The 20,501-nt window shown below is 59.8% G+C and carries 15 protein-coding genes and 1 pseudogene; 9 read left to right on the top strand and 7 right to left on the bottom strand.

Annotated elements, in window-relative coordinates; translation table 11 throughout:
* Positions 1-19: 19 nt before the first annotated feature.
* The 5 genes from tpx to BUB69_RS02000 all read right to left on the bottom strand — a co-directional run bounded on the left by tpx (position 20) and on the right by BUB69_RS02000 (position 7,787).
* Entirely contained in the window at positions 20-520 is a 501-nt protein-coding gene (tpx, locus tag BUB69_RS02020) for a thiol peroxidase (protein WP_073162041.1), read from the bottom strand.
* 93 nt (positions 521-613) lie between these two features.
* Positions 614-1,531 (bottom strand): LysR family transcriptional regulator, encoded by a 918-nt coding sequence (locus tag BUB69_RS02015; RefSeq protein ID WP_073162040.1) that lies wholly within the window; start codon positions 1,529-1,531, stop codon positions 614-616.
* A 112-nt stretch (positions 1,532-1,643) separates the two neighbouring features.
* Entirely contained in the window at positions 1,644-5,324 is a 3,681-nt protein-coding gene (locus tag BUB69_RS02010; protein WP_073162039.1) for a translocation/assembly module TamB domain-containing protein, read from the bottom strand.
* Between the two features lie 5 nt (positions 5,325-5,329).
* Entirely contained in the window at positions 5,330-7,057 is a 1,728-nt protein-coding gene (locus BUB69_RS02005; protein ID WP_073162038.1) for an autotransporter assembly complex protein TamA, read from the bottom strand.
* Positions 7,058-7,115: 58 nt separating this feature from the next.
* On the bottom strand, positions 7,116-7,787 hold the full coding sequence (locus tag BUB69_RS02000) for a GNAT family N-acetyltransferase (protein ID WP_073162037.1): 672 nt from the start codon (positions 7,785-7,787) through the stop codon (positions 7,116-7,118).
* Between the two features lie 191 nt (positions 7,788-7,978).
* Here BUB69_RS02000 and xthA point away from each other — a divergent pair, with 191 nt between their 5' ends.
* Together xthA and BUB69_RS01990 are read left to right on the top strand one after the other, a co-directional pair.
* Entirely contained in the window at positions 7,979-8,791 is an 813-nt protein-coding gene (gene xthA, locus BUB69_RS01995; RefSeq protein ID WP_073162036.1) for an exodeoxyribonuclease III, read from the top strand.
* 127 nt (positions 8,792-8,918) lie between these two features.
* Positions 8,919-10,265, top strand: coding sequence for a substrate-binding domain-containing protein (locus tag BUB69_RS01990; protein ID WP_073162035.1), 1,347 nt, complete (start codon positions 8,919-8,921; stop codon positions 10,263-10,265).
* Between the two features lie 98 nt (positions 10,266-10,363).
* On the opposite strand, the gene BUB69_RS01985 is transcribed toward BUB69_RS01990, so the two are convergent.
* Positions 10,364-11,593 (bottom strand): acyl-CoA dehydrogenase, encoded by a 1,230-nt coding sequence (locus BUB69_RS01985; RefSeq protein ID WP_073162034.1) that lies wholly within the window; start codon positions 11,591-11,593, stop codon positions 10,364-10,366.
* 171 nt (positions 11,594-11,764) lie between these two features.
* Between BUB69_RS01985 and BUB69_RS01980 the strand changes: the two genes are divergently transcribed.
* The 3 genes from BUB69_RS01980 (at position 11,765) to BUB69_RS01970 (ending at position 14,182) form a co-directional block, all read left to right on the top strand.
* Positions 11,765-12,694, top strand: coding sequence for a LysR family transcriptional regulator (locus BUB69_RS01980; RefSeq protein WP_073162033.1), 930 nt, complete (start codon positions 11,765-11,767; stop codon positions 12,692-12,694).
* A 166-nt stretch (positions 12,695-12,860) separates the two neighbouring features.
* Entirely contained in the window at positions 12,861-13,253 is a 393-nt protein-coding gene (locus tag BUB69_RS01975; protein ID WP_073162032.1) for a MerR family transcriptional regulator, read from the top strand.
* Positions 13,254-13,270: 17 nt separating this feature from the next.
* Positions 13,271-14,182, top strand: a complete 912-nt coding sequence (locus BUB69_RS01970) for a hydroxymethylglutaryl-CoA lyase (RefSeq protein ID WP_175561628.1) — start codon at positions 13,271-13,273, stop codon at positions 14,180-14,182.
* A 283-nt stretch (positions 14,183-14,465) separates the two neighbouring features.
* On the opposite strand, the pseudogene BUB69_RS29365 reads toward BUB69_RS01970, so the two are convergent.
* Positions 14,466-14,716: pseudogene (locus BUB69_RS29365) on the bottom strand (hypothetical protein).
* 181 nt (positions 14,717-14,897) lie between these two features.
* On the opposite strand from BUB69_RS29365, the gene BUB69_RS01960 reads away from it, so the two are divergent.
* The 4 genes from BUB69_RS01960 to BUB69_RS01945 are packed head-to-tail and all read left to right on the top strand — an operon-like array spanning position 14,898 to position 20,482.
* Complete coding sequence (locus BUB69_RS01960; RefSeq protein ID WP_073162031.1) at positions 14,898-16,061, top strand: isovaleryl-CoA dehydrogenase; 1,164 nt, start codon at positions 14,898-14,900, stop codon at positions 16,059-16,061.
* Between the two features lie 13 nt (positions 16,062-16,074).
* Entirely contained in the window at positions 16,075-17,682 is a 1,608-nt protein-coding gene (locus tag BUB69_RS01955; RefSeq protein ID WP_073162030.1) for a carboxyl transferase domain-containing protein, read from the top strand.
* A gap of 8 nt (positions 17,683-17,690) precedes the next feature.
* Positions 17,691-18,530, top strand: a complete 840-nt coding sequence (locus tag BUB69_RS01950) for a gamma-carboxygeranoyl-CoA hydratase (RefSeq protein WP_073162029.1) — start codon at positions 17,691-17,693, stop codon at positions 18,528-18,530.
* A complete protein-coding gene (locus tag BUB69_RS01945) occupies positions 18,527-20,482 on the top strand; it encodes an acetyl/propionyl/methylcrotonyl-CoA carboxylase subunit alpha (RefSeq protein WP_073162028.1) in 1,956 nt (651 codons plus the stop codon). Before BUB69_RS01950 ends, BUB69_RS01945 begins: the two co-directional genes overlap by 4 nt.
* The last annotated feature ends 19 nt before the right edge of the window (positions 20,483-20,501 follow it).

The following is a 20,501-nucleotide window of genomic DNA, read 5'->3' as shown; positions in this document are numbered from 1 at the left end:
GTCGATGTGTTGCAGAACGTTATTTCAATACAGCCAACGCGGCTTCGTAGTTCGGCTCTTCGGCGATTTCGGAGACCAGCTCGCTGTGCAGCACGGTGTCATTTTCATCCAGCACCACGACTGCGCGGGCAGTCAGGCCTTTGAGCGGACCGTCGGCGATGGCAACGCCGTAGTGCTCGCTGAAATCCGCACTGCGGAAAGAAGACAGGTTCTTGACGTTTTCCAGACCTTCGGAACCACAGAAGCGGGCCTGGGCGAATGGCAGGTCGGCGGAGATGCAGAGGACGACCGTGTTGCTCAGGTCATTGGCCTGGGCGTTGAACTTGCGGACCGAAGTGGCGCAGGTCGGCGTGTCGACGCTTGGGAAGATGTTCAGCACTTTGCGCTTGCCGGCGAACTCTTTCAGAGTCACTTCAGCCAGACCGGCACCGACCAGCGTGAAAGCCGGCGCAGCGCTACCTGTTTTTGGCAGTTCGCCGTTGACTTGAACGGGGCCGCCTTTGAGAGTCACTTGAGCCATGAAGCGAGGTCCTTTTTCCAGTGGGTTTGCTTTAGAACGAGAAGTTAAACACGAAAAGGCATCACGACCTATATCGGACAATTCCGAATTTACTCAGGAAACCAACCTGTCCCTGACTTCCGGACGCGCACACAACTCGACCAGCCAGTCGACGAATACCCTCACCCGTCGTGACAGCTGTCGATGCGGTGGGTACAGCGCCATCAACGGCAACGCTGGGGGACGATACTCGCGCAACACCTCCACCAGCGTGCCGCTGCGCAGCTGTGCGGCGACGTGATAACGCGGGGCCTGTATCAGGCCGAATCCTGCCTCGCAAGCCGCGACATACCCTTCAGCATTATTGACTGCAATGGACCGGGGCAGGCGCGGCGCCTGCAGATGTCCGCGCACCATGAACTCCAGCCCGTAGCGCTTTTGAGTCCCGGCAGAGAAATACTCGATCACTCGGTGCTGCGCCAGATCGTCGAGATCAAGAGGCGAGCCGTGCTCATCCAGGTACGCCCTGCTGGCGCAAGTTATCTGCGTGAGCTGTTCCAGCGGTCTGGCCACCAGGGTTTCGTCATGGGAGTTTCCAGCACGCAGCACGCAATCCACACCTTCGCGTATCAGGTCGACCTGCCGGTCACTCATGCCGACCTCCAGCTCGATCTGAGGGTAGCGCCGGACGAAATCAGGAAGCGCTGGCATCACAATCATGCACCCCAGGCTCATGGGAAGGTCGATGCGTAACAACCCCTTCGGACCGGTGCCGAGTGACGAAAATGCCGACTCGGCATCTTCCAGATCCGCCAGCAGGCTCAGGCAACGCTGGTAATACGCCGTGCCATCGGGCGTGGTGCTGACCTGGCGAGTGGTGCGCTGCAACAACTGGACGCCCAGATGGGCTTCCAGTTGCTTGATCAGGATCGTGACAGACGCACGAGGCATTTGCAGGCTTTCGGCGGCTCTGGCAAAGCCGCCCAGCTCGACAATGCGGGTGAAAACGCGCATGGCGTTGAATCGATCCATGATGTACAGAAATCCGCTGTTCAGTGTGTGCCAATAAAGACAACCGTTTTAGCGGGTTCTTGCCTCTCCTGTCGAGCACAACATGTGTCTATGTGCCTTCATCCCCTTCCTGTCAAAAGTCCCGCTTATAGAAAATATCCAGCGAACTGGCGATGCCGCTGGCCGCTTCCAGGTAAACCCGCTTGCTGAGCAGATAGCGTAACGCAATGGTGTTGGCAGGCTCGAAGACACCGACCCCATAGCGCAGGCTGAGTTTGTCGGTGATCTTGCCGCTGGCGACCACATTGGTTTTATCGCCCGTCCCGGATGTATCCAGCTCGAAATCCCTGATGCCCAGATTATCGGCCAGCCTGCCCGTCGTCGAAGCACTGCCTGCAACGCCAAGTGCCAACGCAGCCTGGGCAACCATGTTGTTATCCTCGCCTGAGTTGCCCAGCGGACGGCCCATTACCAGATAGGACAGTGCCTGCTCCTGACTCATGGCCGGTTCGGAAAAGACCTCGGTGGTCGGCTGCTCGGCACTGCCGGTCAGACGGATACCGGCGATCACATCATCGGTCTGGCGGATGGCTTCGATGTCGAGATAGGGTTGATCCACGGGACCTGCGAACAGCAGCCTGGCCTTGCGGATGGTCAGACGCTGCCCGTAGGCGCGATAACGCCCGTTGTTGAGATTCAACTCACCCCGGGTGTCCAGATTGTCGCCAATATGAACGCGCCCGACCAGATCGGCAGTCAATCCAAAACCGCTGAAGCTGAGCTTGTCCTGCCCTACCTCGACGTCGACATCCATGGCAATTGCAAGCGGTGGCGCGCCCTCCTCGGTCTGCTGACCAACGATGACCGTATCGCCCGAGAGCTTGACGGTCGAAGGCGGCAGCTCACGGATCGTGATTGTGCCTTTGGGGATCAGCACCTTGCCGGAGACTGCCAGTCGCTCACCCTTCATCGAGATCTTCAGGTCCGGTGCCGCCTCGACCTCCGCGTAAGGTTCCACGTGGATGGGCAGCCTCGAACCTCTCAGGCTCAAGTCAACCGCCAGCGCCTGCCCCCAGGCCACCTGCCCGGACAGCGACCCCTGGCCGGCGGTGCCACTTTTCCAGCCGCCGTTCACCTGCACGTTTTCCCCGGCGATCAGCGCTTGAACGTTCAGGTCGCGCAGCTCCATCGGCAGTTCTGTGCCTGATACCTCGCCGCCCTGAAGGGTGACACTGCCATTGACCTGCGGCGCCAGCAGCCCTCCTGACAGACGGCCGCTGCCGTTGAGACGGCCACTGACCTTGTCGACCATCGGCGCAAACGGGCGAGCCACCGAGAGGTCCAGCCCTGAAAGACTGAAATCGCCAGACAGTGCCTTATTAGTCGACAGTGGATCAATCTGGGCGGTGAGCAACAAACGGCCGAGTTTCGCGCCATCGAAATCCAGTCGGGAATCGATCTTTCGGGGTGTCAGGGTGCTGGTCAATTTGAGCGTCTGGTACGGGAAGTCCAGCCATTGATCCTTGTCCCGGACACGCAACGTTCCGCCGCCGGCATCGACACTGATCTGGCCATTGGGGCCAGCAGCAGGCACGTCAAGCTGGACATCGGCATTCAGCGAGCCCTTCCACGCAAAATCCTTGGGCATCCATTGCGCGAGACTGTCGAGCGGGAAGTTACGGAGGCGATAACGAATGCGCGGAGCGGGCATCAAGCGCTGATCCTCACCGCACAGGCTGGCGCTCCCCGACAACCAGCAGTGGGCACCGAAATTGATTCTGCCATCGGCCAGTCGCTCGAGCTTCGCCGGCTGTTGCAGACGCCAGTCCTGCCCGCCGCTCTTGACGTTGCCACTGGCAAGACGGCCACGCCAGTTGCCGTTATCCAGCGTACCGTCCAGTGCCAACGCCAGCTTGAGCAACGGCCCTTGCAGATCCAGCTTCAGTTGCTGCGCCTTGAGCGTACCCTGACCGTCCACGGTCAATGTACCTAACGCCGTGTCGCCTGCCTGAAGGCCAACCCCCTTCAGGCTCACGATCGCACGCTGGGCAGGATCCAGCTTCGCGTTGGCGGTCAGGCTTTGCAGCCGATTGTCCTGAAACGCCAGTTGACTGCCTTGCAGCGCCAGCTGACCTTGCGGTGCCTGCGGCGTACCGGCCAGATCCAGACGCCCCTTGGCCTGCCCTTGCAAACGCGGCCACAGTTGGCCCAGTCGAGGCAGGCTCAAGTCCAGTTGCCCCTGCAAGCGCTGGTTGAGGCTGCCGCTGCCTTGAATGCGGTTATCGCCGAGAAGAATGTTCAAGCTGGCCAGGCTCCACTGTTGAGCCCGACCGTCGGCCTTGGCCTGCACCCGCGCAGGCTGACCGCGCAAGCGACCTTTCAGATCCAGATCGGCCGTCAGTTCCAGTTGTTCGTGCTTGAACTGCCCCTTGCTGCGCAACGGACCGCCCAGTGTGCCTGGCAGCTCCGCGACCCAGAATGAAGGGTCAAGGGAACTCAGGTCCAGCGCCGTGTCCCAACCGATGCCATCGGCAAATTGCAGGTTCAGGTGGCCACTGGCCTTGCCCTGCCCTGCAACCAGTTCCAGTTGCGGCAGATAGATTTGCTGCAGATCGCCACTGAACGGACTGCCCAGGGTAAAGGCTCCGGCAGGCCCATTCAGGCTGGCATTGAAATGACCCAGGTACTTGCCGTCGGTGTAGGACACTTCGCCTTTGAACGCATGGAGCGCAACCTGAGGCGCGGCTTCCAGGGGGTACAACCGCTGCCACGGAAAGTCCAGCCAGTCGACCGTTGCGTCGGCGCTGAAACCGGTCTCCCAATTCAGGGTGCCCTTGACGACCAGTCGCTGCTGCTCGCTGGCAGCGAGATTCAATGCTGCGATGGTTGCGCCTTTAGCATCAGCACGGCCTTGCAAGGCCAGGGTCATCGGGCCTTTTTCAGCGGGCAGACTGGCCTTCCCGTCGATCTGATAGCCACTGTCCAGATTTCCTTCCGCCGTCAGCACCCATTGCTCGAGCTGCAAGGTGTCGGGCAGTCCGGCACTGGGCTTGAAACGATCCGAGACCAGTTTCAGGCGTGCTGGCAGATGCTCATCAAGCGCTTGCAGCTCACCACTCAGAACACCTGTCAGATAGCCGCTGCTGTTCGCGTTCAGTTGCAGCGTCTTGAGCAGTTCACCCTTGATCTCCAGCGCCAGTGCCCAGGGTTTGCCGTCCTGAGGCGGCAATTGCAACTGTCCTTTAACGCTCAGGGGCCAGTCACCTTCAGGGCTGAGCAGGCCGTTGAGGTCCAGCACCAGTTCATCGCGCTGCAGGTGAGCACTGTCGATCTGCAGCCCTTGGGCCGTCCAGTGCGCGGCAAGCCTGAGGTCGCGCAATTGCTCGACCCCATCAAGCTGCAGGCTGCCGAGCTGGACTTGCTTCAACTGAATCGCCAGCGGCAGCTTGAGAGTGGGCAACGTGATCGGGCCCTCAGGGCCGGGCTCGGCGCCAGGTGCAAAATGCATCATCACGTTTTCGGCACTCAACCGGTCAACACACAAGGTCATCTTCAACAGGCAGGCAGGAGCCCAGTCAAATGCCAGCGAGCGAACCTCGATATGGTCCTCGCCTTGCTGCCATACCAACCGGTCGATACTGAACTGTCCGCCAAGTCGCCCCTGGAAATTTTCCAGCTGCAACCCTGGAACACGGGCCAGTGCCCACTGGCTCCCGCCCTGAGTGCCAAGTACCAGCCAGACGCCCGCCATCAGCAGCAGCAACACCGCAAACAGGCTCAGTCCGGCGATCTTCGCGCCACGCTTGATGTTCATGCCCGTCAAAGCTCCGGCCCCATGGAAAAGTGCAGACGGATGCCACCGTCATCATCCAGAGGATGCGCAAGGTCCAGACGCAGCGGCCCTACCGGCGACACCCAGCGCACGCCGAAGCCGACACCGGTCTTCAGGCTGGGCATGTCCAGACTGTTGAACGAATTGCCTTGGTCGACGAAGGTCGCCAGCCGCCATTTTTCAGCAATCGAATACTGGTACTCGACACTGCCGGCCACCATGTAACGCCCGCCGACGCGGTCGCCATCGGAGTTGGTGGGTGACAGGGTCTGGTAATCGTAACCGCGCACGCTCTGATCACCGCCCGCGAAGAAGCGCAGCGAAGGCGGTATCGAGGTGTAACCGTCGGTGAAGTTGCCGCCAAACTGGACTCGCCCGAGGAAGCGGTGATTTTGCGCCACGGTGGTCAGGCCTTTGAGCAGCACGTTGCCACGGATCAGGTTGGCATCGGACATCAGCCCTTCCTTGGCCGCCTGTGCGTCGAACTGCAGGCGATAGCCATGGTGTGGATCAATGCGGTCGTCGCTGCGCAGGTAGGAATAGCTGATACCTGGCATCAACAAGGTACTCAAACCCGAGTCATCTCCGAGCCGATACTCTTCACGCTGCCATTTCAGCGAGATGACGCGCTCCCAGCCGCTCGGCAACTTGCTGTGCCATTCGGGCCCCAGGGTCAGCAGCTTGCTGAGGCTGTCGGTGCCCGCGATTTCTTCGTATTGATAGCCGCCGGCAAAACGCAACTTGTCGGTCAACGGCGGATCCAGTGGCACGTCGTACCACAGACCTACGTTTTGTCGGGGTGCGGAAATTTCTGATTCGAATCCGTAACTGTGGCCCTGAGGGTTGGCCCAGTGTCGCGTCCAGTTGGCTTTGCCGCGCGGCCCTACGTCGGTCGAATACCCCAGCCCCAGGCCCATGGTGCGCGGCTTGCGGGTTTCAAGCTGTACGGTGACCGGAATGACTTGCCCAACGGCAGCAGTCGGAGCTGCATCCACCCGCACACCTTCGAAATAACCGCTGGACTGCATCGCCTGATTAAGCTCGGCGATCAATTGCGAGTCGTAGGGGGTGTCTTCCTTGAACGGCACCATACGTTTGAGCAGATCTTCATCGAAAGGAGCGTCACCGCTGAACGCCACTTTGCCCAGGGAGTAACGCGGGCCGCTGTCGAACACCAGCTCAATGTCTGCGACACCGGCGCGCGGATCAATGGCGAGGCGCTGCTGAGTGAAATGCCCGCTGAAAAAGCCATAACGAGATGCCTGATTCTGAATCAGGCGCTTGGCGTCCTCGTATTTACCATGGTTGAGAACCGCACCCGCCTTGAGCGCATCGCTCTTGGGCACCTTGAAGGCCTTGAGCGACGAAGCCGGACCTTCAATCCGCACCACGACGTTGCGCAGACGGATCGGCTCTCCCGGTTGAATCTTCATGATCAAGCGCGGGGTTTGGCCATCCTGGATTTCGCTGTCGATCTGCGCCTGATAGTAGCCGAGTGCCTGAGCGGCCTTTTCGGCCTGCTGCTCGGCACCCAGACTGAAATTACGCAGCGCCTGGGCATCGCGCTCGCCCAATTCGCCGATATACCCTTCGATATTGGCCTTGAGGTCTGCGTTGGCGGGCGTGATCCGGACGTCAAGACGTGCCTCGGCAAACACCGCGGCACTCAGGGACATCAGAAGCGCGCTGCCGCTGAGTATTCTGAAAAGCTTCATGGGTGTGGATGCTAACACGAGCCACGGGCCTCGCTGAAAACCCCAAAACAACGGGCTATCAAACTGTTACGTCATGGAGCGACAGTGAAACCTGAGGGCTGGGATGGAAGAACACATGTTCTCGGACAGGTCCCACCGCAATTTCGCCAATTTCCTCGTAGCCCTGTCGCCTATAGAACTCAAGGTAGCGGGGATTTCCCGTGTCGAGCACGATGCCCTGAGAGTTTTCGTCCTCGGCACACCAGTCGTGAAGCGCCTGCAGCAGCTGCTCACTGAGTTCCTGGCCAACCTTCTGCCCTTGAAACTCAGGGTCCAGTCCGATCAACGGCAGCACATGAACAGTATCGGACGGCAGGCACGCCAGTACCGCGTTGTAATACGCCAGGTAGCGCTGCGTGCAGCTCAAGCCCGTGCCTACAACCATGCGCAGACGCCACGCCCAGCTTTCCGTAATACCCAGACGACGCTGAGGCGGCGCGATCAGGGCGACGCCCACCAGGCGGTCATTCATGAACAGGCCCAAACCCGGCTGGTTCTGCAAGAAATGCTGCTTGACCAGTTGGCGCATGGTCTCGCGAATACGATTCTCGAAGCCCGAGCGCTGCGCATTGAACACATAGGCAAAGGTAGGATCGTTGCGATAGGCCCGGAACAGCAAGGCACGGGTTTCACGGGCATAACCACTGTCGAGCTGGCGAACTTCGCCCCGGATGGCAGCAGGTTGGGACATAAAGGGACCTCACATTAGCGGAACTGCTTTGGCGCAGCACTTTTGGCAAGCATCGTTTCGAGTGATGGCACCTTGCGACAGTTCAAACAAATTGTCCGACACGCTCGATAGTTGGCTATGGACGGCATGCTGGCCCTGAGTCGACAGGTCAGCTAGCATCGCGGTTTGTTTTTCCTCAGGACTGCCGTTTTATGAAAATCGTCTCGTTCAACATCAATGGGCTGCGTGCCCGACCTCATCAGCTGGCAGCGCTGATCGAGAAGCACCAGCCTGACGTGATCGGCCTTCAGGAAACCAAAGTGTCGGACGAGCAGTTCCCTCAGGCAGAAATCGAAGCCTTGGGTTACCACGTCCATTTTCATGGCCAGAAGGGTCATTACGGCGTGGCGCTGCTGTCGCGCAACGCGCCACTGGCCTTGTACAAGGGCTTTGACAGCGACGATGAAGAATCACAGAAACGCTTCATCTGGGGCACATACGCCGATGCTGACGGCCAGCCCGTCACCATCATGAACGGCTACTTCCCGCAGGGCGAAAGCCGCGACCATCCGACCAAGTTTCCGGCCAAGCAGCGCTTCTACAACGATCTGCAGACGCTGCTGGAAACCCGCTTCAGCAACGATCAGTCGCTGATCGTGATGGGCGACGTGAACATCTCGCCGCAGGACTGCGACATTGGCATTGGTCCCGATAACGCCAAGCGCTGGCTGAAAACCGGCAAATGCAGCTTTCTGCCCGAAGAACGCGAGTGGATGGAGCGCTTGAAGAACTGGGGACTGGTGGACAGCTTCCGATACCTGTATCCGGAGGTCAGCGATCGATTCAGCTGGTTCGACTACCGCAGTCGCGGCTTTGAAGACGAACCCAAGCGTGGCTTGAGGATCGACCTGATCATGACCTCCAGCGGGTTGCAGCCGCGCATCAAGGCGGCCGGCGTGGACTACGATCTGCGCGGTATGGAAAAGCCTTCGGACCATGCCCCGATCTGGCTGGAACTGCACTGACGGCGAGGTTTGCACACCTGCCCGCCAGTGCGGGCAGGTAACGCGTCATCCGGCATGAAAACTGTCACCTTGCGGTAACTTCCCTGTCTTATTCTCTCGGCACTCCCGTTCATTCAAGGTGCCGCCGATGTTGCGCGCTCTGCTGGCGGCGCTGATTCTGTCGAGTGCCACCCTGCCCTGCATGGCAGCCTCCATGCTGACCTTGCCGACCGACAACTCCCCGGTGTTGCGCATTCAGGGCTCCAACACCATCAACGCCCAATTGGGGCCGGCCCTGGTCGAAGGGCTGATGCACCAGCAAGGCTTGCAAGCGGTGCAGACCCTGCCTGGCGACGCGCCTAACGAGCAACGGGTGATGGGTACGCTGCCTGACGGCCAGAAGTCGGTCCGGGTGGAAGTCGCAGCCCATGGATCGGGCACCGGGTTTGAAGCCTTGAAGGCCGGAGCGGCTGACATGGCCTCCTCCTCGCGCCCAATCAAGACTCAGGAAGCGACAGACCTTGCCCGCCTGGGCGATCTCAAAAGTGCAGCAGGCGAACAAGTCATTGCCATTGATGGTGTTGCGGTGATCCTCCATCCGGGCAACCCTCTGCGCCAACTCGATACGCGGCAACTGGCGCAGATTTTCTCGGGCGAGGTCAAGGACTGGAGTGAAGTGGGCGGCACGGCAGGGCCTATTCATTTATACGCACGAGACGATAAGTCAGGGACCTGGGAAACCTTCAAGGAATTGGTGCTGGTCAAGCAGGGCAAGAGCCTGTCCAGAGGCGCGGAGCGATTCGAGTCCAGCGAACAGCTCTCGGATGAAGTCAGCAAGGACCGCAATGGCATCGGTTTTATTGGCCTGCCTTATATAAGAAGCGCCAGAGCCATTGCGATAGCCGACGGCGATTCAAAACCCATGCTGCCGACGATCAACCTGATCGCCACCGAGGACTACCCGTTGTCGCGACGCCTGTTTCTCTACGTACCGCCACTGGCGCAGCAGCAGTGGGCTCAGGCCTTGGTGCAATTTGCGCAGAGCGCTGAGGGTCAGGCAATTGTGGCGCATAACGGTTTCGTCGCGCAGACCGTGCAGGCCGTCAAGGTGGCCACGACCGGCCAGATGCCGGCCGATTATCAGGCACTCACCCGCAAGGCCGAGCGCCTGTCGGTCAATTTTCGCTTCACCCAGGGCAGCGCCCGGCTGGACAACAAGGCACAACTCGATCTTGAGCGCGTGGTGAAATACTTAAAGGCTAACGACAAGCTTGACCAGCACGTCACCCTGGTCGGTTTTGGCGACGCCAAGAGCGACCCGGAGCGCGCCGTACTGCTATCAAGACTGCGCGCCATGGCGGTGCGCCGGGAACTGCAGAAAAGCGGTGTCACTTTTCGGGAAGTCCTGGGCCTTGGCGACGAAATGCCGGTGGCCGCCAATGACCTGGACGACGGCCGGATCAAGAATCGCCGGGTTGAGGTGTGGGTGGAATAGGCCGTACGCGCCACCTGGGCGTGAGAGGCTCGCCGCCAGGCAACGCCGCTTCGAAAACGCGGCGGGAACGCCCACCACCCCATTGCCGCCCGGAACACTCAGGAGCGGCTGCGCAACACCTGCGCAGGCACGTATTTGCCCAGTTCAAACTTGCCAATGGCGGCGCGGTGGACCTCGTCCGGCCCGTCGGCCAGACGCAGGGTTCGCTGCATGGCGTACATGTACGCCAGCGGGAAGTCGTTGGAAACGCCCGCCCCACCATGCATCTGAATGGCCCGGTCAATAACCTTCAGCGCCACGTTCGGCGCAACCACCTTGATCTGCGCAATTTCGCTTTTCGCCACCTTGTTGCCCACGGTGTCCATCATGTACGCCGCCTTGAGCGTCAGCAGTCGGGCCATGTCGATTTCCATACGCGAATCAGCGATCTTGTCGATATTACCGCCCAACCTCGCCAAAGGCTTGCCGAACGCGATGCGATCAACGGAGCGCTTGCACATCAACTCAAGCGCCCGCTCAGCCATACCGATCGAACGCATGCAATGATGGATACGCCCTGGCCCAAGGCGTCCCTGAGCAATTTCAAAACCCCGTCCTTCGCCCAGCAACACGTTTTCATAGGGCACTCGCACGTTTTCGAACAGCACCTCGGCATGCCCGTGAGGCGCATCGTCATAGCCGAACACTGGCAACGGTCGAACGATCTTCACGCCCGGCGTGTCCACTGGCACCAGAATCATGGAATGTTGCTGATGACGCGGACCGTCCGGGTTGCTCAGCCCCATGAAGATCAGAATCTTGCAGCGCGGATCGCAGGCACCGGAAGTCCACCATTTGCGGCCATTGATAACCCACTCATCGCCCTGACGCTCGGCACGCGCCGCCATGTTGGTGGCATCGGAAGAAGCCACCTCCGGCTCGGTCATGGCGAAGGCCGAGCGGATCTCGCCGCGCAACAGTGGCTCCAGCCAGCGGGTTTTCTGCGCTTGCGTGGCATAGCGGACCAGTACTTCCATGTTGCCGGTGTCCGGCGCCGAACAGTTGAACGGCTCAGGCCCCAGCAGTGAACGGCCCATGATTTCCGCCAGCGGCGCGTACTCCAGATTGGTCAGGCCAGCGCCCAGTTCCGATTCGGGCAGAAACAGGTTCCATAATCCCTCGGCCTTCGCCTGGGCCTTGAGCTGTTCCATGATTGCCGTCGGCTGCCAGCGGTCGCCTTCTGCAACCTGCTGCTCGAAGACGGGCTCGGCCGGATATACGTAAGCATCCATGAACGCGGTCACACGCTCTCGCAATGCCTGCACCTTCGAAGAATACGCAAAATCCATGAGCAGCTACCTTTTCGTTCAGGGCGTCGATGTGATGAGGAGATGCTAGAGAACGGCCCGGTATTTATCTAATCTATTCTCAGCGTGTATAAACATTCATAACCGATATATGATCCAGCCACGTCGCGGCACAAGCGACGATCCACAAAAACAGGACGAGGCGCCCCATCAATGAACCTGAGCAAGGTTGATCTCAATCTTTTCATTGTCTTCGACGCCATTTACACCGAAGCCAATCTGACACGAGCCGGGCAGATCGTCGGTATCACTCAGCCTGCGGTGTCGAACGCGCTGGCGCGTTTGCGCGAGACCTTTAACGACGCGCTGTTCGTACGCACGGCCCAAGGCATGGTCCCGACACCCATGGCGCAGAACATTATCGGTCCGGTGCGCAATGCGCTGTCGCTGCTGAGGGTGTCGGTCCAGGAAAGCCGGATATTCAATCCGCAACAGGCCAGCAAGAACTACCGCATCAGCATGACAGACCTCACCGAGGCGGTGATCCTGCCCCTGCTGTTCCAGCGTCTGCGGCGTCTCGCGCCGGGGGTCACCATCGAAAGTTTTCTGTCCAAGCGTCGCGAGACGACCAAAGAACTGGCCGCCGGACGTCTGGATTTCGCCGTTGACGCACCGCTCAATACTGACCCGCAAGTACGTCACGTCAAGTTGATGGAAGACAAGTACGTCTGTGCCATGCGCAAGGGCCATCCCATGGCCGGCAAGTCAACGTTCGGGCTGGACGACTATCTGGCGCAGGCGCACATCCATATCTCCAGCCGCCGCAGCGGTCTGGGCCATGTGGACCTTGCGCTGGGCAAGATGGGCATTCAGCGCAAGATCGCGTTGCGCTCCCAGCACTACCTGATGGCGTCTCAGGTTCTGCAACAGACAGACATGGTCATGACCGTGCCTGAACGCTTCGCCCGTCGCAACGATCTGCACTTTGTGTACCTGCCGGTAAATGACGTGCCCTCGGTGGAAACCCACCTGTATTGGCACGAAAGCACCGACCAGGATCCTGCCAACCGCTGGATGCGCGAGCAGATCATCGAACTGTGCCAACGCGTCACTGCGCAGGAACAAAACCTCGAAAAAGCCTAAGCTTGATAAATTAAATAACTGAAATAAAACAAATAAACAGAAAATGTTAAAGTTGTTTCGAGGTCGCAAATAACCGTATTCAGGTTATGACTTCAAAGCGTGCCTGCTTGACGTATACGTCAAGCAGGCCGTAGGTTACGGCTTACACTCTCCATTGAGTCACGTCATGAGCAGCCAGACCTACAGCATTTCAGAACTCGCTCGCGAGCTGGATATCACCACCCGCGCCATTCGGTTCTACGAAGAACAAGGCATGCTCTGCCCTGAACGACGCGGCATGGAACGCATCTATTCGGCACGGGACAAGGTCACGCTCAAGCTGATTCTGCGTGGTAAACGCATCGGTTTCTCGCTGGCCGAATGCAAGGAGCTGATCTCGCTCTACGACCCGAGCGGCGACAATCAGAAACAACTGCACACCATGCTGGGCAAGATTGCGGAGCGTCGCGAGCAGTTGGAGCAGCAGCTTCTGGACATCCAGCAAATGCAGCTGGAGCTCGACACAGCCGAGGAACGTTGTCGCGCGGCGCTGGATCGAACGGCCGCCCCTTCTCTATGACTTCAGGTAGCCATCACATGTCTTTGCCCCTGTCCTTGCCACAACATGTCAGTCTCGTTGAAGTGGGTCCACGCGATGGCCTGCAGAACGAATCGCGCCCGATCAGCATCGAGGACAAGGTTCGTCTGGTGAATGACCTGACAGCGGCAGGCCTGGGACACATCGAGGTCGGCAGCTTCGTGTCGCCCAAATGGGTCCCGCAAATGGCAGGTTCGGCACAGGTCTTCGAGCAGATCCAGCGCCGTGAAGGCGTCATCTACTCAGCGTTGGCGCCCAACCTCAGAGGCTTCGAAGACGCACTGGCAGCCGGCGTTCGGGAGGTCGCAGTGTTCGCAGCGGCGTCCGAAGCATTCTCGCAGCGCAACCTCAACTGCTCGATCAGCGAGAGCCTGGAACGTTTCGCGCCGATCATGGAAGCCGCACGCCTGCACGGATTGCGCGTCAGGGGCTACGTCTCTTGTGTGCTGGGCTGCCCTTATGAAGGTCGCGTCTCTGCCGAGCAGGTGGCGGCGGTGGCCAACGAGCTGCATGCAATGGGCTGCTACGAAATTTCGCTGGGAGACACCATCGGCACTGGCACGCCCGGCGCGACCCGCACGCTGTTCAATACCGTGGCCGGCCAAATCCCGCGCGGCAAGCTGGCGGGGCACTTTCATGACACCTACGGGCAAGCGCTGGTGAACATCTACGCCAGCCTGGAGGAAGGTATTCACGTGTTCGACAGCTCGGTTGCAGGTCTGGGCGGCTGCCCTTATGCCAAGGGTGCCAGCGGTAACGTCGCCACTGAGGATGTGTTGTACATGCTTGAAGGCATGGGCATTGAAACAGGTATCAACCTTGAACAGGTGATTCAGGCAGGACAGCGGATCTGCGATGTGCTCGAACGCAGCAATGGATCGCGGGTGGCGAAGGCGCGGTTGTCCGCATGAGACTGTCAACGGTCGGCCGGCAGGTGCGACACGTTGTCACAGAGTGTTACCCTGCGTCGCGTCTTGTCGAGACAAACGGGTAACACGGAAACAATCGGCAGCCTATTTGAAGGTCCCGTGATACAGAGATTCCTTCAACCCCCCGGATTCAAAGGGTTTTGAAAAACTGGCACGGGTCCTGCTATATCTTTTGTACAACAAGAATAAAAAAACACGCAGCATCCTAATAAAAACAACACGTAGCGGCTCTGACACAACAAGAACAACACGGACAGAGGCGTAGCTAACAGATTTTTTTGGAGTGGATAGCTTTTCGGAACTGCTTGTTCGCAGGCTGTTCGCAACCAGACAGAGAACAATAAAACTGCCTCAAGGCGGCTACCAGACTGGTTGGATCGATACGATGGAAGTGTCATCAGCGCTCAAAAAAATACGTTTGCTCTTGGTCCCGTATGGGGATCGCTCAAAAAAGATGTGAAGGGCAAGGTCGCCAAAAACAACAACAGGCCTCCCGACAACAAAAAAAGAGCATATGAGTAAAACCTTGAAGGGGAGCCTAGGCTCCCCTTCGTGCTTTCCGGCATTTGATTCGCCCTCTCCCCCTGCATACACGCCCAAACGCTTTTGAACACAGCGTTGACAGCGACACCTCCGCAGGCTTACGTTAACGTAAAGGTCATAGCCTATCCGCCAAGAATAAAACAGGACGCTACCCATGAGTTACCCCAGCCTGAACTTCGCCCTGGGCGAAACCATCGACATGCTGCGCGATCAGTTACAGTCTTTCGTCAGCGCAGAACTTTCTCCTCGTGCTGCGCAGATCGACAAGGACAACCTGTTCCCGGCCGATATGTGGCGCAAGTTCGGCGACATGGGCCTATTGGGCATCACCGTCAGCGAGGAGTACGGTGGCGCAGGCCTGGGTTATCTGGCTCATGTGGTCGCGATGGAGGAAATCAGTCGCGGCTCAGCCTCGGTAGCCTTGTCTTACGGCGCGCATTCGAACTTGTGCGTGAACCAGATCAATCGCAACGGCAACCCTGAGCAAAAAGCCCGCTACCTGCCGAAGCTGATCAGTGGCGAACACGTCGGCGCCCTGGCCATGAGTGAGCCCAACGCTGGCTCTGACGTAGTCTCCATGAAGCTGCGTGCCGACAAGCGTGGCGATCATTACGTGCTCAATGGCAGCAAAACCTGGATTACCAACGGCCCCGACGCCAACACCTATGTGATCTACGCCAAGACTGACCTGGAAAAGGCTGCCCACGGCATCAGCGCGTTCATCGTCGAGCGCGACTGGAAGGGTTTTTCCCGCAGCAACAAGTTCGACAAGCTCGGCATGCGCGGCTCCAACACGTGCGAGCTGTTCTTCGATGACGTCGAGGTTCCTGAAGAGAACCTGCTGGGCAAACTCGACGGCGGCGTCAGGGTCCTGATGAGCGGACTGGATTACGAGCGCGTCGTCCTGTCTGGCGGCCCGACCGGGATCATGCAGGCCTGTATGGACGTCGTGGTGCCCTACATCCACGATCGCAAGCAGTTTGGCCAGAGCATTGGCGAGTTCCAGTTGATCCAGGGCAAGGTGGCAGACATGTACACCCAGCTTAATGCGAGCCGCGCCTATCTGTACGCCGTCGCTCAGGCCTGTGATCGCGGCGAAACCACCCGCAAGGACGCCGCAGGCGTGATTCTCTACAGCGCTGAACGCGCGACGCAGATGGCGCTGGAGGCTATCCAGATTCTGGGCGGCAACGGGTACATCAATGAATTCCCGGCTGGGCGGCTGTTACGCGATGCCAAGCTCTATGAGATAGGCGCAGGCACCAGCGAAATCCGCCGCATGCTGATCGGCCGCGAGCTGTTCAACGAAACCCGTTGATATTGGAGTCCACATGGCCATTCTGCACACTCGCATCAATCTTCGGGACCCACAGTACACGCTCAACTACGCCGCATTGCTGAAGCAGGTCCATGAATTGCGCGCCCTGCTGGGCAAGGTCCAGCAAGGCGGCGGCCCCAAGGCGCAGGAGCGGCATACCTCGCGCGGCAAGTTGCTGCCGCGCGAGCGCATCAATCAGTTGCTGGATGTGGGCTCGCCGTTTCTGGAAATCGGCCAACTGGCGGCGCATGAGGTGTACGGCGAAGACGTTCCGGCAGCCGGTGTGATTGCTGGAATCGGTCGGGTCGAAGGCGTCGAGTGCATGATCGTCGCCAACGACGCCACAGTGAAAGGCGGTTCCTACTACCCGCTGACCGTTAAAAAGCACCTGCGTGCGCAGGCGATTGCGCAGCAGAACCGCCTGCCCTGCATCTATCTGGTGGATTCCGGTGGCGCCAACCTCCCGCGTCAGGACGAGGTTTTTCCGGATCGAGAACACTTTGGCCGGATCTTCTTCAATCAGGCCAACATGAGTGCCCAGGGCATTGCGCAGATCGCCGTGGTGATGGGGTCCTGCACGGCGGGTGGCGCCTACGTACCGGCGATGGCCGACGAGGCAATCATGGTCCGTGAGCAAGCGACGATCTTTCTCGCCGGACCGCCGCTGGTGAAGGCTGCAACCGGTGAAGTGGTCAGCGCCGAGGACCTGGGGGGTGCCGATGTGCATTGCCGCACCTCAGGCGTGGCCGACCATTATGCCGAAAGCGATGAGCACGCACTGGCGCTGGCCCGACGCTGTATCGCCAACCTGAACTGGCGCAAGCAAGGCCGGTTGAATGTGAAAACACCGATCGAGCCGCTGTACGCCAGCGGCGAGCTGTACGGCATCATTCCTGCCGACATCAAACAGCCGTTCGACGTACGCGAAGTCATCGCCCGACTGGTGGACGGCTCGGTCTTCGATGAGTTCAAGGCGCTGTTCGGCACCACGCTGGTCTGCGGCTTCGCCCACTTGAAAGGCTATCCGGTCGCGATTCTGGCCAACAACGGCATTCTGTTCGCAGAGGCGGCGCAGAAAGGCGCGCATTTCATCGAACTGGCCTGCCAGCGTGGCATTCCCCTGCTCTTCCTGCAGAACATCACCGGCTTCATGGTCGGCCAGAAATACGAAGCTGGCGGTATTGCCAAGCACGGCGCCAAGCTGGTGACCGCCGTGGCCTGCGCCAGAGTGCCGAAATTCACCGTGATCATCGGCGGCAGTTTCGGTGCGGGCAACTACGGCATGTGTGGCCGCGCCTACGACCCGCGTTTTCTGTGGATGTGGCCCAACGCCAGAATCGGTGTCATGGGCGGCGAGCAGGCCGCAGGCGTGCTGGTACAGGTCAAATGCGAACAGGCCGAACGCAACGGGCAGGCCTTCAGTGCGCAACAGCAGGCCGAATTGAAGCAGCCGATCCTCGATCAGTATGAGCACCAGGGCCATCCGTATTATTCCAGTGCCCGCTTGTGGGACGACGGCGTCATTGACCCTGCGCAAACCCGAGACATCCTCGCACTGGCCCTTAGCGCTTCGCTCAACGCGCCCATAGAACCCACCACGTTCGGCCTCTTCCGAATGTAAGCCGGGAAATGACCATGACTGCATTCGCGACAATAGAACTGATCGACGACCCACGCGGTTTCGCCACACTGTGGATGAGCCGTGCGGACAAGAACAACGCCTTCAACGCGCAAATGATCCGCGAGCTGATCCTGGCGCTGGACGCCGTGCAGAGTAATCCGGCGTTGCGTTTTCTGCTGGTGCGCGGTCGCGGCAAGCATTTCAGCGCGGGCGCTGATCTGGCCTGGATGCAACAGGCCGCAGAACTGGACTACAACACCAATCTGGACGACGCCCGGGAGCTGGCCGAGCTGATGTACAACCTCGCCAAACTGAAGATCCCGACCCTGGCCGTTGTGCAGGGCGCAGCCTTCGGTGGCGCACTGGGCCTGATCAGTTGCTGCGACATGGCGATTGCTGCTGAGGATGCGCAGTTCTGCCTGTCCGAAGTGCGCATTGGCCTTGCGCCCGCGGTCATCAGCCCGTTTGTGGTTCAGGCCATTGGCGAACGCGCTGCACGACGTTACGCGCTGACGGCAGAACGCTTCAGCGCCCAGCGCGCGCAACAGATCGGTCTGGTCGCCGAGCATTACCCGGTCGCAGAACTGGAAAGCCAGACAGCGCTGTGGGTCGACAATCTGTTGCTGAACAGCCCGCAAGCCATGCGCGCCAGCAAGGACCTGCTGCGCGAAGTCGGCAGCGGCGAATTGACCCCTGCCCTGCGTCGTTACTGCGAGAGTGCCATCGCCCGCATTCGAACCAGCGCCGAAGGCCAGGAAGGCCTGCGCGCGTTCCTGAACAAACGCTCGCCCGGCTGGCAGGCACAGCCCGAACAAGGCGTATCCCACGAAGAGGACTCGCAGCCATGAGCAACCTTGAATTGAACACGCTGCTGGTCGCCAACCGTGGCGAAATTGCCTGCCGCATCATGCGCACCGCAAAGAAAATGGGCCTGACCACGGTTGCCGTACACAGTGCAATCGACCGCGATGCGCGCCACAGCCGCGAGGCCGACCTCTGCGTCGATCTGGGCGGCAGTAAGGCATCCGAAAGCTACCTTGTGATCGACAAGCTGATCGCAGCAGCCAAAGCCAGCGGGGCGCAGGCGATTCATCCGGGCTACGGCTTTCTTTCGGAGAACGCTGATTTTGCCCGTGCCATTGAAGCCGCAGGACTGATTTTCCTCGGTCCCCCCGCCTCGGCCATCGACGCCATGGGCAGCAAATCGGCGGCCAAATCGTTGATGGAAGAGGCAGGCGTACCACTGGTGCCTGGTTATCACGGCGCAGCGCAAGACATCGAAACCTTTAGCGCCGCAGCTGAGCGCATCGGTTACCCGGTGCTGCTCAAGGCCACGGCCGGCGGTGGCGGTAAAGGCATGAAGGTGGTCGAGCGGCATAGCGAGCTGGCCGAAGCCCTGGCGTCGGCCCAGCGTGAGGCGCTGTCTTCGTTTGGCGACTCACGCATGCTGGTCGAAAAATATGTACTGCAGCCGCGCCATGTCGAGATACAGGTGTTTGCCGATCAACATGGCCATTGCCTGTACCTCAACGAACGTGATTGCTCGATTCAGCGTCGCCACCAGAAAGTCGTCGAAGAAGCACCGGCGCCCGGCCTCTCTCCAGAACGCCGACAGGCGATGGGCGAAGCTGCGGTCAAGGCAGCGCAAGCCATCGGTTACGTCGGTGCAGGCACGGTGGAGTTTCTGCTGGACGCCCGCGGCGAGTTTTTCTTCATGGAGATGAACACCCGCCTGCAAGTCGAACATCCGGTCACCGAATACATCACAGGGCTTGATCTGGTTGAATGGCAGATCCGCGTGGCGCGTGGCGAACCGCTGCCTATCACGCAGGCGCAGGTCCCGCTGATCGGCCACGCCATCGAAGTGCGGCTTTACGCTGAAGACCCCACCAATGATTTCCTGCCTGCAACCGGCACGCTTGATCTCTATCGCGAGCCGAAACCGGGTCACGGGCGACGCGTCGACAGCGGTGTGGGCGAAGGCGACCACATTTCATCGTTCTACGACCCAATGCTGGGCAAGTTGATTGCCTGGGGCGAGAACCGCGAAGAAGCGCGTTTGCGCCTGCTGGGCATGCTCGATGAGTTCGCCGTCGGTGGTGTGAAAACCAACCTGGCCTTTCTGCGCAGAATCATCGCCCACCCCGCCTTCGCCGATGGGCAACTGGACACCGGCTTTATCCCGCGCCACCAGGCCCGATTATTCCCCGAACAGCAGCCCTTGCCGGAGGCGTTCTGGCAAGCGGCGGCCGAAGCCTTCCGGCAGAGCGAACCCCAGCGTACTCGGGACGACGATCCGGCTTCACCCTGGAGCACGGCGTCCGGGTTTCGCGCCGGTCTGCCGTCGGAAATCGATCTAAATCTGGAGTGTAATGCCGTGCGCAATCGGGTCCGGCTGCGCAATGACAGCGCCTCAAGGTATCGGCTGAGCGCAGAGACACTGCATGTCGAAAGCGATGGCGTACGGCAGCAGCATCTCGCCATGCGACGAGGTTCCAGTCTGTACCTGAAGTGGGACGGCGAGCTGTACACCGTCACCCAGCCAGACCCGATTGCTCAGGCAGACATGAACCATGCGCAACACGGCGGACTGGTCGCGCCCATGAATGGCAGCATCGTGCGAGTGTTGGTCGAGTCAGGTCAGCGGGTCGAAGCAGGTTCGCTGCTGGTGGTGCTGGAAGCCATGAAGATGGAGCACAGCATCCGCGCGGCCAGCCCTGGCGTGGTGACGGCGCTGCACTGCCAGGAAGGCGACATGGTCAATGAAGGTACGGTTCTGGTTGCGGTCGAATCCGACTGACAGCGGATACAGAAATGCC

Origin of the sequence: Pseudomonas asturiensis (genome assembly GCF_900143095.1) — a bacterium.
GTDB lineage: Bacteria > Pseudomonadota > Gammaproteobacteria > Pseudomonadales > Pseudomonadaceae > Aquipseudomonas > Aquipseudomonas asturiensis.
The sequence above is the reverse complement of the archived record's forward strand: the minus strand, read 5'-3'. Positions and strand labels throughout refer to the sequence as shown.